The sequence below is a fragment of the Formosa sp. Hel1_31_208 genome (assembly GCF_900104785.1).
In the GTDB taxonomy this organism is placed as follows: domain Bacteria; phylum Bacteroidota; class Bacteroidia; order Flavobacteriales; family Flavobacteriaceae; genus Psychroserpens.
This window is the reverse complement of record NZ_LT629733.1, coordinates 1,731,317-1,746,388: the sequence shown is the minus strand read 5'-3', so window position 1 is coordinate 1,746,388 and position 15,072 is coordinate 1,731,317. Positions and strand designations below refer to the sequence as shown.

The following is a 15,072-nucleotide window of genomic DNA, read 5'->3' as shown; positions in this document are numbered from 1 at the left end:
AAGACATCGCGATTATGACAAAAACAAATATAACTAATTCAAAAGCACATCGAAAGCTTTTAATTACATTTCTATTATGGCTTCTTCTAGCTGTTTTCTCACTTTCTTAAAGTCAGCAAACTTATCATCTTGCGCACGATAACCTACAGGTAATAAAAGTACAGACTTCAGATTCTTTTCTTTTAAACCTAAGACATCATTATAGGCTTCTGGATTAAAACCTTCCATCGGACAAGCATCAATGTGTTCCATTGCACAAACGGTCATTAAATTACCTAGTGCAATATAGGCTTGTCGAATTGACCATTCTTGACGTTCTGCAACAGACTTCACTTTCATCATTTTTTTTAGATCATTTCGGAACGGCTCTAAAATTGAATCTGGTGTATCTCTAATATCTTTGACATTATCAAAATGTTTATCGACATCATCATCGGATATATTATCTTGGATACAAATCACTAATAAATGTGAAGCCTCTAAAACTTGTCTTTGGTTATAAGAATGCTCTACTAAATGTTCACGGACGGTGGTATCTGAAACAATGATTAGATTTAGTGTTTGCAAACCGAATGACGTTGCTGTCAAATTAAACGCTTGCTTCAAAACCTCTAGCTTTTCATCTGGAAGGCTTTTTGTGCTATCAAACTTTTTTGTGGCATAACGCCATTTTAATTTATCTATAGTGGACATACTTTTCCTAATTTTCCTGCAAAAATACGGTATGATTTGACATCAAAAGGTGATTCTGTTATAAATTAATTCTATAGTCTCATTAAATACTTTAAAAAAAGTTGTTATTTATTTGAAAGAAATAAAAAGGGTTCTATATTTGCACTCGCATTTGGGAATACCCAATGAGGCACTCAGGAGAAATGGCAGAGTGGTCGAATGCGGCAGTCTTGAAAACTGTTGAGGGTCACACCTCCGGGGGTTCGAATCCCTCTTTCTCCGCAAAAGAAACCCATAACGAGAGTTATGGGTTTTGCTTTTTGTGAGGCGTTGAAAGCTTACTTTCATAAGCAAATAAAATGGCCAAACGGAACAAACGCAGTTTGTTAGGGTTTTATGCTTGCCCAGGATTTCGTGTTGGGATCAATCCAATTAATCCCTCTTTCTCCGCAAAAGGAAACCCATAACGAAAGTTATGGGTTTATTGTTTTATAATGTGACCGAAACTTGTTTAAGCCAAATGAAGAAAACTAAAATATCAAACACGCGAAGTGGTAAGTTTTGGTTACAATATTTACTAAGGAATTCCTCTTGGGATGAAGTGTGGATGCGAGTCATCCCTCTGTCGCTTTAAAAACACCTTTTAATCTAAGGTTTGCTGCACAAAATATGATGTCTGCTGAAAGACTTCATTTACTTGTGTTAAAAAACTATTAGTCACACAAAAAAGGAGCAACATATTTGCCACTCCTTTTTTTTATCAACCTATACATATGTAATTATATAGAATTCCAAAATTCCTATGATAACTGTTTGAATTAAACATTTCCATAATATAATTACGTTTTTAATCTATAGTTTCATTAGTTTCCGTGTCCGCCACCAGAGTTTCCACCGCCATTTCCGTTTCCACCTCCAGAGTTTCCGCCACCATTACCAGTTGTTTTTGGTAATATTCGTATATCCATGTAGGACAAATTATTTGCTAAGTCAATTTCAGCTACTCCACCTCTAATTTCTTCACCTTCAGCTAGAGCACGTTCTAATTCATCTGGTAATAGGATTTCGGTCCACTCATTAAAAAAAGTGTTTAATGGAACAGCACCTTGGTTGTCCAAGCTAAATGTAATTCTATAATCTCCTACTCCATCATTTAACTGTCTCACATTCCAAGTATAACCATAAATTATTTTCCCTTTAACATTAACTTCTGCTTGGTAAAATCCAGGACCATCTCCAGCATTGTAAACTTCCTTATTAAAGATAGGGTCGTTAATGATATCATCAGATCTATTTGTTTCTGACCAACCTTTACTAGGAATCCAATAAAGATCAGATTCTTCAATGTCTTCACGGTTAACATTTAATTTTTGAATCGTAAGTCGGGCATTGTGGGAATAAATAGTAGCTTGATTTCCAGGTCCATATACAATCTCATCATTAAGATCCGTTTGTAAACCATGTATTTCATCAACTCCCCAGCCAGATGCATGTCTCATCGCATATTCAGTTACGGTTTCTTTCAAATTTTTATAAAGGACAACTTCAGTTCTTACCTGTGATTTAATGCCCCAATCAATAGATTCTAAATTATCACCCCAATCAATCAAATCTACATTTACAGGTCCATTGACCATAAAATTATCTGCTTGCCAAACATTAAGTGGATCTTTCTGCACATAGGCCTTATAAACTTCTCCACCGTCGCCAGGTTCTGTTTGATCTATGCATAGAAATTCTTTTACTTCACTTGGATAGCAACTAAAAATATCTGCTTGAGGATCTATTGGGTCTACACCCCATACATACCACCAATCTCCATTCGTCATAACTTCGCCTGGAGTTGGTGCTTCTCTTAAGTTCAATGCATAGCCATCTGACCAAATAACAGGAAATGACAAGTTATTACCTGCAGATTCCTCATCTAGTGCTATAGCTTTTTGCATATTTGATTCTTCTATTTTAAAAGATAGTTCATCATCTATAAGTTCTTGTTTTTCACATTGCATGAAAACAATTGCTAAAGGCAGAATTGCCCATAATCTAATTTTTGACTGTAGTAAATTCATGATTTTATATTTATATTTATTATTGGACTTATTTCCAATAATCTAATTTTTAACTCCTATTTTAATGTTTAAGTTATTTATAGTATTAAATATATCTTTTAATTATATCTAGCGCAATGACCTAAGTCATTTACTAAAAATTAATTGGTGCTAATTAATATTAGCTCAAAAAAAATGTTTAAAACCGATAACCAAATCCTAACATCCAATAAAAGGTTTTATCGATGTTTTCTTCAAATAGCGTCTCATCTATAATCAATGTCGCTGGATTTTGAGGTATTACATAAGCCGGTAAAAATGATACTGTAAATGATTTATGAACGTACCACATGGGGATACTAAACTCAATAGCCATCATATTAAATTTCTCACTTTCTTGTATAGCTATATTAGTAGTAGATTGATTCACATCATCACTGCCTTCCCCTTGACCTCTTCCATTACCTAAGCGATTATTTATGTAATAGTCTTCATAAAAATTTTGAGAACCAAAATAAATACCTGCTGTAGGCGATATTTGGAATTTCTCGTTTTTTGATATAAAATCGTGACTAATTTCTGAAGACAAAAAGAAATCGGAGTTACTACCACTATTAAAATAGGTATTCGCTGTTACTGCTAAATTGATAATGTCAAAATCATATTTAAAACTAGCGGTAACATCTGCTTCAACCTCAGAAATAACAGTATAGCTATCATCATTAAACATGTATTTTGTTACTGAAATATCTCCGAAGAGCTTTTTAATCGAGAAATCAAAACCAGCAGTAATTATAAACAAATCGATTCTGCTTTCATTAGATTTTGTGAGATAGGAAAATGAACCTGTTGTATAAAAACCAGACTTATGGTGGTATGTCATTGAAGGATATACATATGGTGCGCTGATAGAATCTTTTCTACCCATAAAAACAGCATCACTAATAAAATTCACATCTACTGAAACGTAAGATGAATCTTTTTCATTTTCAATTTGACTGTTACTTTTTTTATTCTGTGCATTTATAGAATTACCTAGAAAAATACAGAGCAACAAAAAGCCTAATTTTAAACGTGCATTTCTCATAACACCAATTTTTAAATTTCAATAAAAAGGGATTTATTCATCAAAACAAATCCCTTTTGTACATCTCATTTATGAATTCCCTTTTTTTGCTGTTTTCTTAATGGCAGGCTTTTTTTGAACCTTTTTCTTCATTGTTGCTTTTTTAACTTTCATTTTACGATGTTGATAAGTATTTTTAAACATTTCTCCATCCATATTGAAACATTCGCCATCTTTAAGCTGTAATTGCTTTCTATCTTTCGTTTGGTAAGTTCCATCTGGGTTTACCATTGTACCATTACCAAGACTAAGGTTCTCTTGTAATCTATTTTGAAACTGATTTCTAATTTGAAGCATTTCACCATCTAGAAGCATATAATGAACTCTATTTTGGTTTCTTTCTTGGACTTGTGACTGAGATAAGCCTTTGTTCTCTTGCTGTACTTTATATCTGTATTGGTATTCATTACGATATTTCACACCATCCATATCCAAGCATTCACCATCTTTTAAACGTAATCGGTCTCTATCTCTAGTTTGATAAGTCCCATCTGAATTAACAACCGTGCCGTCATTTAAAGTAATCTTGTCTTTTAAACGTATTTGGTCACGATCTCTAATGTGAAGGACATCCCCATCAACTAACATTACACGATCTTGATCACGGTCTTGATCGCGATCTTGGTTCTGATCTTGGGCTGCAATAGTGGTAGTTGCTAATACTACGAACACTATTAATAAAAGCATCTTTTTCATTTTTAAATAGATTTAAATTATTATGCCGTAAATTTATCATCCTTTAAAATGCCATACAATGACCTATGTCATAATGCTTGTTTTATTTATGCCTTTTGATATGTATAAGCTAGCAGCTTGTGAAAAAATGAAAAATAAATTCATAGAACAACGTTTTAAACAATTACCAAAATAATCGAAAATAAAGGAACAGTTCACAAACGGTTTATAAAGAAAAAACAACACCATGTATAATTCACACTAGTACATGAACTTTAATTAAAATGTATATCTTCAATACATTTTAAACCATATTCAATACGTATGAATTTGCTATAATTTTAAGGTCAACAATTCAATTCTACCATTATCAACGAATACTTATAATGGACACATTAAAGTATTACTTTAAATATTTTCCTTATCACAGAAAATTTTCAGCACCCAGTAGTACATCAAAAATAGCTTAGATATTTACGCTTAAAAAAACAATTTCTTATCTTTACACTAGAAAAAGTTAAAAACATTTTGAGGTGCCCTATAGGTTGCCCTATTGGAATTTATAAAACACAACACCTTGATAATAAAGGTTTTAAACAAGGGTTTACGGAGCCTCTTTCTCCGCAAAAGAAACCCATAACGAGAGTTATGGGTTTTGCTTTTTGTGAGGCGTTGAAAGCTTGCTTTCATAAGCAAATAAAAAGGCCAAACGGAACAAACGCAGTTTGTTAGGGTTTTATGCTTGCCCAGGATTTCGTGTTGGGATCAATCCAATTAATCCCTCTTTCTCCGCAAAAGAAACCCATAACTCTCGTTATGGGTTTTTTGCTTTATATTATTAGCTAAACTTGTTTCAGGTTTTGTGAGAAAATACAAAAACCAACGATTTAATACCGTTGGTTTAATATCACTAATTGAATGTTTTCATTGCGGTGCAATTAATGATTGTTTGCGTCTTATGTTATTATTTGCGGTTAATTTTTTTCGAAAGTCAGTATGTCTGTTCCGCCATTACCACCACTAATATCAATTAGTGCTATTTGAGTTGAAGATGTAGACACAATATCCCAGTCATCATTAAGGTCTTCAAAATCATTAGTTTCTGGTACTGGAAAAAATATATTGAAATCAATATCATCATCACTACTACTATCATCACTACTACTATCATCTGTAACCGACCAAGTACCAGTTAAAGTTGTTGTCCCATTTGTAGCGATTAATGAACCGTCAGAATTAAAGGTAAAATCGTAACCTGTAAAATCGGAAGTTTCATCCTGACCTGAATCATTGAAGTTGGCTATACGCCAAGTTCCAGATTCAGCCGTGTTTTCAATTTGAACGATTTGCTCACTATTATCATTAGGGTTTGGGCTGTCATCATCCCCAGAACAGTTAAATGACATTAATGTAAAACTTAGCATTACTGATAATGCGAGATAAAATTTTGTTTTCATGATTCTTGTTTTTAAGTTATAAAGTTTAAAGTTTTTGAAGTGTTAAGGTATCCGTTCCTCCATCACCGCCACTCACATCTTGAAGGACTACTTGAGTGTCAGAAACTGAAATGACATCCCAATCGTCGTCGTTGAATTCATCGAATGGAATATCGGTGCCAAAATCTATAATCATTTGATTACCACTGCTAATTACCATCCAGGTTCCGTTATTTGCATTACTACCATTATCAGCAGTTACAGTTCCATCGATATTAAAGGTGAGTTCATATCCTACATAATTTGCTGTTTGGTCATTCGAGTTTTCGGTATAAGATGCTACAAACCATAATCCATTAGCTAAGATGGACATCAAATCATCATTTCCATTACCACCGTCAAATGGTGTTCTTTCAAATATTAAGAAATCTTCAGAACCATCGCCACCACTTATATCTTTTAATCTAATAATATCATTATTAACCTCTAGTACATCCCAATCATCGGCTAATTCGTCTAGCGGTATACTTGTTCCAAAATTTAAATTGAGACCAAGTACCGTATCATCTCCAGCAGACGTTGACCAAGATCCATTTGTAGTTCCATTCGTGTCAGTAGCTGTAGCTGTATTGTCAGAAGCAAAATTGAATACAAAGTCTGCAAAATCTGTAGTTTCATCTGTATCATCGAAGAAATAAGTTACGTACCAATCTCCTGTTGTTAAAGCATTCACTAAAGCAGTATCATCAGTATTACCATTACTATTGCAATCGCTTTCAAAACGGAGACGGTCATCACCTAGTCGTAAATCTACTTCTACTTCACCAGAATCTTGTTCAATTTCATGCAAATTCCATGTGTCGTTAAAATCTGTTAGCCCTGTCACAGCGATAGTTACAATAATACTGTTAGCAGAACCTGATGCCTGCCAAGTACCATTAAATGTATTACTACCTTGAGTAACTGTTATTGTTCCATCAGAATTAAAAGTGAACAAATAACCAACATAGTTGTCTTCAAGGTCATTATCGTTGCGCTCTAGCTTATCAACTGTCCACTCGAGACAATCTGCAAAAATAGTCTCAAGATCATTCGTTGTGCATGAATCGCAATCATCATCATCAAAATCGTTATCATCATCTTCATCGCAGCTATCATCTGCTGCCTGAATCGCTATTTCTAGGTCTTGAATACTATTTACAGTCTGCGTTGAACCATCTGCCAAAATAACGGTAATTGGAAAGCTAATGGTCACCGCGACAAATTCATCTAAATCTTCAATAAAATTATACATATCATTATCATTACTAATAGTGATATTATCTATTAATTCGTTATTGTCATTAAATACTGATGCTGTAATCGGGTATTGAAAATCTATACATTCGATGTCGTCATCATTTTCATTGTCACCTAAACAATTAGCGGTTAATACTGCTAATTCTGTATCTGAATTGACGGTTACTGAGGTAAAATCAATAAGAATTACATTAATAGGATATGATATTATCACAGAATCTATATCATCATCAAAAAGATCGATAATATCTTCGATATCTTCATAACCATCATCATCGTTAATGATTATTTCAATACCGTTGACAGTTACAGTAACGGGTAACTGCACACTCAAGCAATTAGCATTGTCAATGATATTATCACTAGAACCGTCATTAAGTACTGTTCTGCTCACTAAATCAGCTATAGTAGTATTTGATTGAATCGTTTCTTCCACTGGTGGATCAATACTTAAGTCGTCTTCTGTTCTACAAGAAGTAATGGTCAATAACAAACCCAATACAACCAACAAGAATGGTTTTAATGTTTTCATAATTAATTATTTAAAGTTATACTAGTGATGACAATCATAAAACCCTTTTAGTCATTAATGGTTAATTGTCGCCTTTATTATTAAAACAACTCAATAATTGAATGTCCCAAAAAAATTATGTTTTTTTTATATACCTTTCCATTTTGGAATTAGAGAACTGATCATTGGCTAAATCATTACATCAAGATATTTGCGACAAATTGCGCTTTTCAAAGCTCTATGAAAAGTATGCACAGAGCCTAAGTAATATTTTACTTTATAAGTACGGTAATTTATTAAATCCATCAGACAAAGTACAAGATGCCTATATTAAACTCTGGGAAAATTGTGCTAAAGTTGCCCCAGAAGCTGCTAAATCCTATTTATACACTGTAGCAAACAATATGATGCTTAATGAAGTCAAGCATCAAAAGGTTGTTTTTAAATACCAGCAAGTAAAACCAAAAGATTACACGAATGAGACCCCTGAGTTTATTTTGCGTAAAAAAGAATTTTTAAAACGTTACGAAGGTGTTTTATCAAATTTAAAGGAAGAAGAGCGCATTGCGTTTCTTCTCAGCAAAGTTGATGGTAAAACACATAGAGAAATTGCCGAGTTTTTAGGTGTGACTAAAAAGGTTGTTGAGCATAGAATTTATGCGGCTTTCAATAAACTCAAAGATCAATTAGAAGAATTTAAACGAAAATAGTTCTGGGACATTGAAAGAATTAGTTGTTTTATAAGTACAACACCAAATTATGGACAAAGAATACTTAATAAAAAAATGGTTAGATAATAGCTTATCGGCGGATGAACTTAAATCCTTTAAAGCCTTAGAAGAAGCAGCATATTTTGAGGAAATAGTTCATGAAGCGCATCGATTTGACGGCGAAAAACAATCAAAAGTTGTTCCTTTCGATACTTTAGATACGTTGTTATTTCAAAAGAAGAGGGCTTCATTACATTGGTTAAGAATTGCTAGCAGAATTGCGGCCATATTTATTATTGGGATTGCAGTATTTGTGTTACTGAATAAGGATCAGTCAAATACAATCAATACAGTTTATGCTCAAAAAGAAACAATAATATTACCCGATAATTCTATTGTTGAATTAAATCAATTATCACAACTAGTGTACAGCACTTCTAATTGGAATAAAGAGCGAAATTTAAGTTTAGAAGGCGAAGCTTTTTTTGATGTTAAAAAAGGTGAACGATTTGAAGTTACCACGGAATTTGGTGTAGTCAGTGTTTTAGGTACTGAATTTAATGTATTATCAAGAGACAATATTTTTAAAGTATCCTGTTATGAAGGCTTAGTCCAAGTTTCTTATAACAACAATGCAGTTAAACTTCCTGCTGGATCAGAATTAACTTTGATTTCTGGAAAAGGGTTAAAGAAGAGTATTGCTCTAGCAGAACCTATTTGGTTAAAAAATATGAGCGTATTTGAGAACACCTCAATACATGATGTGTTTGCTGAACTTGAGAAACAGTATTCAATTTCAATTACTTTCAATACTAAAACTAATTTATTTTTCACCGGAGCATTCGAACATCAAGATCTTGACAATGCTTTGAAATCAATTACACAGCCCCTTAATCTGACTTATACAATTGAAAACACAAAAGAAGTCATTATTAAGAATGCTGAAGAGTAAGCAACACATAACATTTATTATTGGTTTACTTTGGTGTTTTTTTGCCCAAGCGCAAATAGATGCAGAGAAAACACCAATAATTAGTATTCTTAATGAAATAAGTGCCACATATAAAATTACATTCAATTATGAGAGTAGTCTTCTTGATGAGATCAAAGTATTCCCGCTTTCTAAAAACCTAAGCATAAATAGAAAAATTAAAAATTTAGAGAAACAAACCAATTTAGTTTTCTCAAAAGTTAGTAAAACTGTCTATACCATTAAAAAATCAGCGCGGGTTTGTGGGTATTTGAGAAATGCTTTAACAGAACAAGTTCTTGCTGGAGCTACAATCAATAGTGCAACTAACTACGTTATTAGCGATGAAAATGGTTATTTTGAAATTGAATTAGCTTCGCTAAATACATTAGTAAGTATTAGATATTTAGGTTTTAAGAACATAGAACGACAGGCAAGGTTTTTTAGTTCAGACAACTGCGAAATCATATCGATGTTTGAACAACAGGAATTCATTACCCCTATTATCCTCAGTGCATATTTAGTAAAAGGTATTGATAAAAGTCAGGATGGTAGTACTACTATTAATTATAAAAATTTCACCCTACTACCTGGTCTTGTAGAATCTGATGTGCTTCAAACGGTTCAGTCTTTACCAGGCATAATGAGTGTGGATGAAACCGTTTCTAACATAAATATTAGAGGGGGTTCTCATGACCAAAATTTAATTCTTTGGGATGATATTAAAATGTATCAGTCTGGACATTTTTTCGGACTTATCTCAAGTTTCAACCCACAAATAACACAAAGTGCAACGATTATAAATAATGGAACAGATGTTTCATATACTGATGGTGTTTCTGGCTCTATTCATATGCAATCAGATAAGAATTTAGCATCAAAGTTCAAAGGCTCGTTTGGTATTAATCTCTTAAATGCAGATGTCTTTGCTGATGTCCCATTAGGTGAAGTGTCTTCTGTTCAAATTGCTGCCAGAAAATCAACTGATGACATTGTGCGAACCCCAACCTATGACACCTATTTCGATAGAATAACCCAAGAAACCGAAGCACAAAACAATATTGCAGACGTAAGTAATTCAAATCAAGAATTTAGTTTTTACGATACCTCATTTCGTTGGCTATATAATCCTTCGAATAAGGATTTTTTACGATTGAATTTTATCTTAATAAATAATGATTTAACCTTCGACGAAACGGCTACTGTAAATGGTTCCTTAGAAACGAGAACAAGTAGTGTCTCTCAAAATAGTATAGCAGCTGGTTTAAATTATAAAAGAAAATGGAATGAAGCATTTCAAACAATACTCAATATTTATAACACAGACTATAAATTACAGGCTATAAATGCAAATATTTTTGCCGGTCAGCGATTCCTACAAGAAAACATTGTTTCTGAAACGGGTGCAAAACTTGAAGCTTTATATTCCCAAAATATATGGCAATACAAACTTGGGTATAATTTTATCGAATCGGAAGTTATAAATCTTAACGATATTGATTTACCAAGATTTGTTCGACGTGACTCTGAGGTATTACGAGAACATGCCCTTTTTGGCCAAGCATTATTTCAAAACGAAAAAGAAGACCTTTATGTTAAAGCAGGAGCAAGAATAAATTATATCGAAACATTTAATGAAATCATTATAGAACCTCGCCTTAATATTCGTAAAACAATAGGGAACAACTTCGAAGTCGAGATTTTAGGTGAATTCAAGCATCAAAACATGTCACAAATTGTTAATTTTCAGAATGACTTTTTAGGAATTGAAAAGAGACGGTGGCAACTTTCAGATAATGATAGTATTCCTATAATTCAAAGTAAACAAGCTTCTTTAGGACTTCTATATAAAAATAAAGGTTGGTTACTAGACGCTAAAGCTTATTTTAAAAATGTTGATGGAATTACTACTCAAAGTCAAAGTTTTACTACCAAATATGAATTTCAAAAAGAAAAGGGAAGTTACGACGTTTATGGGTTTGAATTTCTATTAAGAAAAAAAACAAAACACTTAAGTAGCTGGCTAAGTTATTCGTACATTAAAAACAATTATACTTTTGAAGCACTTCAAGAAATAGAATTTCCGAGTAACTTTGATATCACACATTCAATTACTTTTGGCAGCACTTACAGTAATGACTACTGGAATATTTCAGCAGGTCTCAATTACAGAACTGGTAAACCTACTACAATTCCCTTATTGGGTAGTGAAGTGATTAATGATAACGTGAATTTTGATGTCGTAAATAATCAAAGGCTACAAGACTATCTTCGAATTGATGCCTCAGCCTTGTACAAGTTCAAAATCAGTAATACATTTCGCTCTGAAGTAGGAGCTTCGATTTGGAACATTTCCAATAAAGAAAATCCGATAAATAATTACTACAGAGTGATTAATGATCATCCCGTTAAGTTTTCAAGGTTTTCACTAGGTGTAACTACGAACGTCATTTTTCGGGTCTTTTTTTAAATCAAAGATAATAGACTATTTAAGCCCTAATCAATATCTTTCTCTCCAAAATACTCTAATCTGAAAGTAGTCAAATCAATATCTTTTAGATCTATATTTCATTGTGATAAATCACTGTTATCTATCACAACTGATACTGCATTTCAAAATGAGGAATATCATTTCACATCGGAGCATTTCTGAATACATTTACACTCTAAAACCAATAGAACCCATGTTATGAAAGTTCTTGTTTACAGTGCTAAAGCATTTGAAATTCCCTATTTAGAGAAAGCGAATCATCAAAAACACCAACTCACATTTGTAGAAAATGCATTATCATCAGAAACTGCTATGCAAGCTGTGGGTTATGAGATCATATCTATTTTTTCAGCCGATGACGCCTGTTTTCTTACACTTGAAAAATTAAAAGATTTTGGTGTGAAATACATCTCTTTAAGATCGGTTGGTCATGATAATGTAAACCTAAGAGCAGCCACAAGATTAAACATTAGAGTAGCTAATGTACCCGCATATTCCCCTTATGCTATTGCTGAACATGGTGTGAGTTTACTATTAACTCTTAATAGAAAACTTATTGAATCTAATCATCGTGTAAAACAGTATAATTTTAATTTAGATGACCTTGTCGGTTTTGACTTAAACAAAAAGACAGTAGGCATTATTGGAACTGGAAAAATAGGTTCGGTTATGGCTAAAATCATGAATGGTTTTGGTTGCAAATTACTCGGTTATGATATTTCCGAAGACAAGAATTTAGTCCAAAACTATAATCTCAAATATACTGCTCTACAAGAATTATGCGAACAATCAGATATTATTTCAATTCATGTCCCATTAAACGCTGAAACACATTACTTAATTGATGAAGAGTTAATATTTCATATGAAGAAAGACGTTATTATTATAAATACTGCTCGAGGTGCAATTATTAATACAGAGCATCTTATTGATGCCCTAAAAAAAGATAAAATTGGTGCTTATGGCTCTGATGTTTTTGAAAATGAAAAAGGTATTTTCTTTAAAAATCGTTCAAAACATATTCCAGACGATCTCCTTTTAATTCAACTCAATGCTTTCCCGAATGTACTGTTGACCGGTCACCATGCATTTTTAACGGAAGAAGCATTAACTAATATCGCCGAAACTACGATTGACAACTTGAATCGATGGTCTCTCAATGAAGAAACGGAGAACGAATTAACTGATATTAGCACGTGATTATCACTTCTTGTTTTTATTGTAAATATCCTTTAATACAACAGTATCTCCCATAGTATTAACAACAGTCAAGTCATATCGAATATTAATTTTAGTATTGATTGGTGCATAGTAGTAAATCACCCAAGCATCCGCCTCACTGGTTCCAATGCATCCATTCGAATAGGCTTTCCCTAAAGACTTCGGATTTGTAGTAGGATGAATTAATTGCCCATGACGCAAGCTATTAATTTCGGTCTCAATAAATGGGATTTGTGGTAATTTGGTCACCTTATCATCATCGCGTCTTGTCACCTTATATTCTTTATTATTGGCGGGATTCACATATCTTGGGTTCCTATTATAATTTACAATTAGACCCTCACCTGTTTTTGTGCGCAGATCCTCAATTTTCCCGGACATTTCAAGATATTTCTTCTCATGTCTTCCTACTCTCACAGAAAACTCATGAAGAAGAATTGAATCTTCAAAAATGCGGAGTTTATATTCTGGAATATTAATGTCTATAAGCGTGTTTTTAAAAGCATGAAGTATCTTAGCAGCCACTAGTGAATCTGGAATATAGAGTACGGCTTCTTTTGGAAGTATAGCCATTTGTTTTTGATCATAAATAAAAGAATCGCGCGCCTTCATTCTATAATAATCGGTATTTTGTAGGGTATCTAAAATCCATGGATTAGCTCTTACCAAAAGGTGTTCTGATAATGGATATGGTGTTAAAGAATCATATGCTGTAACGATAGAATCGAGGTACTGAAAATAATCTTTAATTATAACCGTTCTTTTGACTTTAATACTATCTAATCTGACCCTCTCATGGATGTCGCAATTGATAGTGGCACTATCTATAGAACTAGCCTTCTGGTAATACCAGAACTTGAACACTAATACAATAAGTATAATCTGTAGTAGATGGTGATTAAATTTATTCATTGCATCTAAATTATATGCTGTTATTCACATGGCTAAAAATCATGTGTGATTTTTGACGTGTAACATATACACCACTTTAACATGTCGCAGTTGTGCTCTAAGCAACCTTTAATAAATGTTTTATAACATCGGCTGTTGAGACAATACCTACAATTTTTTCATTCTCTAAAATTGGCACCGCGTGGTAGTTTCCTTCGGTTAAAATTGTAGCAACCTCTTCAACTGTGGCATCTGAATTAAGATAAAACGGGTGAGGTGTCATAATATCCTTCACTTTTAAAGTTTTATAGACTTCATTGTCATCGCTAATACCAGCACCAGATATATGATACATAAAATCAATTAGACTTACCATTCCAACTAATTTATCATTTTCGACTACTGGAATATGATGATGAAATTCTTTTTTCTCATAAATGTGTTTGACGTCTAATAGATTTTGATCTGGAGCTATACACACCACATTTTTTGTCATTACATCAACGATTGAATGCGTTTTCATAAGTTTAGGTTTTTGAGTTTTATACAACTAAATGTAACACATTAATTATTCTTTATAAATGATTTAAATCATTTTAAACCTGAGACCTAAATACTACATTTAAGGTACATTAAGTTAAGACTATCGTTATGAAAACTAAAACCATTTTAGAGTTACTTACATTAAGTTCTAGCCTTTATTATATCGCACGAGACACCCAGTTTCTGGATCGTATTGGTGAGTTATCAGAAAAAGGTAAAGACAATATTAATAAGCTCATGAGCGATAAAGAATTAGATGAAAACGGAAATGAAATGGAGTTCATCGATCGCATCATTACGAAAACACATGAACTTAAGGAAGAACTTAATGAAAAAATTGAAAAGCAAGTTGTAACGTTTTACAAAAAAATAAATGTGGCACATCTCGACGAGATTAAAGCATTGAATGAAAGACTTGAAAAACTAGACGCCACAGTTGCTCTTTTAGAAGCTAGAATCAATCATTTGGAATCTTAATA

Annotated in this window: 13 protein-coding genes and 1 tRNA gene; 6 read left to right on the top strand and 8 right to left on the bottom strand. The window is 32.9% G+C overall.

Annotation, left to right across the window (positions count from 1 at the left end; all coding sequences use genetic code 11):
* Positions 1–63 precede the first annotated feature (63 nt).
* Complete coding sequence (locus BLT57_RS07965) at positions 64–693, bottom strand: NAD(P)H-dependent oxidoreductase (protein WP_091424611.1); 630 nt, start codon at positions 691–693, stop codon at positions 64–66.
* Between the two features lie 176 nt (positions 694–869).
* Between BLT57_RS07965 and BLT57_RS07960 the strand changes: the two genes are divergently transcribed.
* A tRNA-Ser gene (locus tag BLT57_RS07960) sits at positions 870–954 on the top strand.
* Positions 955–1,535: 581 nt separating this feature from the next.
* Here the strand turns inward: BLT57_RS07960 and BLT57_RS07955 are convergent.
* The 5 genes from BLT57_RS07955 to BLT57_RS14165 form a co-directional block, all read right to left on the bottom strand.
* Positions 1,536–2,741 (bottom strand): hypothetical protein, encoded by a 1,206-nt coding sequence (locus BLT57_RS07955; protein WP_157717146.1) that lies wholly within the window; start codon positions 2,739–2,741, stop codon positions 1,536–1,538.
* A gap of 178 nt (positions 2,742–2,919) precedes the next feature.
* Positions 2,920–3,807 carry a TorF family putative porin gene (locus tag BLT57_RS07950; protein ID WP_091424606.1) on the bottom strand — a complete coding sequence of 296 codons (888 nt, stop codon included), beginning with the start codon at positions 3,805–3,807 and terminating at the stop codon, positions 2,920–2,922.
* Positions 3,808–3,876: 69 nt separating this feature from the next.
* Positions 3,877–4,542 carry a DUF6799 domain-containing protein gene (locus BLT57_RS07945; protein WP_091424603.1) on the bottom strand — a complete coding sequence of 222 codons (666 nt, stop codon included), beginning with the start codon at positions 4,540–4,542 and terminating at the stop codon, positions 3,877–3,879.
* A gap of 953 nt (positions 4,543–5,495) precedes the next feature.
* Positions 5,496–5,978, bottom strand: coding sequence for a hypothetical protein (locus BLT57_RS07935; protein ID WP_231928655.1), 483 nt, complete (start codon positions 5,976–5,978; stop codon positions 5,496–5,498).
* 25 nt (positions 5,979–6,003) lie between these two features.
* Positions 6,004–7,788, bottom strand: coding sequence for a hypothetical protein (locus BLT57_RS14165; protein WP_197675466.1), 1,785 nt, complete (start codon positions 7,786–7,788; stop codon positions 6,004–6,006).
* A gap of 164 nt (positions 7,789–7,952) precedes the next feature.
* On the opposite strand from BLT57_RS14165, the gene BLT57_RS07925 reads away from it, so the two are divergent.
* From BLT57_RS07925 to BLT57_RS07910, 4 genes are all read left to right on the top strand, one after another.
* On the top strand, positions 7,953–8,477 hold the full coding sequence (locus tag BLT57_RS07925) for an RNA polymerase sigma factor (protein ID WP_091424600.1): 525 nt from the start codon (positions 7,953–7,955) through the stop codon (positions 8,475–8,477).
* A gap of 49 nt (positions 8,478–8,526) precedes the next feature.
* Complete coding sequence (locus BLT57_RS07920; RefSeq protein ID WP_091424598.1) at positions 8,527–9,429, top strand: FecR family protein; 903 nt, start codon at positions 8,527–8,529, stop codon at positions 9,427–9,429.
* The gene (locus tag BLT57_RS07915) at positions 9,416–11,917 is read left to right on the top strand and encodes a TonB-dependent receptor (protein ID WP_091424595.1); all 2,502 of its coding nucleotides are present in this window, start codon (positions 9,416–9,418) and stop codon (positions 11,915–11,917) included. Before BLT57_RS07920 ends, BLT57_RS07915 begins: the two co-directional genes overlap by 14 nt.
* A gap of 219 nt (positions 11,918–12,136) precedes the next feature.
* Positions 12,137–13,138 carry a 2-hydroxyacid dehydrogenase gene (locus BLT57_RS07910; protein WP_091424592.1) on the top strand — a complete coding sequence of 334 codons (1,002 nt, stop codon included), beginning with the start codon at positions 12,137–12,139 and terminating at the stop codon, positions 13,136–13,138.
* A 3-nt stretch (positions 13,139–13,141) separates the two neighbouring features.
* Here BLT57_RS07910 and BLT57_RS07905 read toward each other — a convergent pair whose 3' ends face one another.
* Complete coding sequence (locus BLT57_RS07905; protein WP_091424589.1) at positions 13,142–14,071, bottom strand: L,D-transpeptidase; 930 nt, start codon at positions 14,069–14,071, stop codon at positions 13,142–13,144.
* 97 nt (positions 14,072–14,168) lie between these two features.
* Positions 14,169–14,573: an HPP family protein gene (locus BLT57_RS07900; RefSeq protein WP_157717145.1), complete on the bottom strand. Its 405-nt coding sequence runs from the start codon at positions 14,571–14,573 to the stop codon at positions 14,169–14,171.
* Positions 14,574–14,701: 128 nt separating this feature from the next.
* Between BLT57_RS07900 and BLT57_RS07895 the strand changes: the two genes are divergently transcribed.
* Positions 14,702–15,070: a hypothetical protein gene (locus tag BLT57_RS07895; protein ID WP_091424582.1), complete on the top strand. Its 369-nt coding sequence runs from the start codon at positions 14,702–14,704 to the stop codon at positions 15,068–15,070.
* Positions 15,071–15,072 lie beyond the last annotated feature (2 nt).

Excerpts from the sequence above, each read along its gene's own strand:
- BLT57_RS07965 (WP_091424611.1), bottom strand. The coding sequence starts at position 693 with ATGTCCACTATAGATAAATTAAAATGGCGTTATGCCACAAAAAAGTTT.
- BLT57_RS07955 (WP_157717146.1), bottom strand. The coding sequence starts at position 2,741 with ATGAATTTACTACAGTCAAAAATTAGATTATGGGCAATTCTGCCTTTA.
- BLT57_RS07950 (WP_091424606.1), bottom strand. The coding sequence starts at position 3,807 with ATGAGAAATGCACGTTTAAAATTAGGCTTTTTGTTGCTCTGTATTTTT.
- BLT57_RS07945 (WP_091424603.1), bottom strand. The coding sequence starts at position 4,542 with ATGAAAAAGATGCTTTTATTAATAGTGTTCGTAGTATTAGCAACTACC.
- BLT57_RS07935 (WP_231928655.1), bottom strand. The coding sequence starts at position 5,978 with ATGAAAACAAAATTTTATCTCGCATTATCAGTAATGCTAAGTTTTACA.
- BLT57_RS14165 (WP_197675466.1), bottom strand. The coding sequence starts at position 7,788 with ATGAAAACATTAAAACCATTCTTGTTGGTTGTATTGGGTTTGTTATTG.
- BLT57_RS07920 (WP_091424598.1), top strand. The coding sequence starts at position 8,527 with ATGGACAAAGAATACTTAATAAAAAAATGGTTAGATAATAGCTTATCG.
- BLT57_RS07915 (WP_091424595.1), top strand. The coding sequence starts at position 9,416 with ATGCTGAAGAGTAAGCAACACATAACATTTATTATTGGTTTACTTTGG.
- BLT57_RS07910 (WP_091424592.1), top strand. The coding sequence starts at position 12,137 with ATGAAAGTTCTTGTTTACAGTGCTAAAGCATTTGAAATTCCCTATTTA.
- BLT57_RS07905 (WP_091424589.1), bottom strand. The coding sequence starts at position 14,071 with ATGAATAAATTTAATCACCATCTACTACAGATTATACTTATTGTATTA.
- BLT57_RS07900 (WP_157717145.1), bottom strand. The coding sequence starts at position 14,573 with ATGAAAACGCATTCAATCGTTGATGTAATGACAAAAAATGTGGTGTGT.
- BLT57_RS07895 (WP_091424582.1), top strand. The coding sequence starts at position 14,702 with ATGAAAACTAAAACCATTTTAGAGTTACTTACATTAAGTTCTAGCCTT.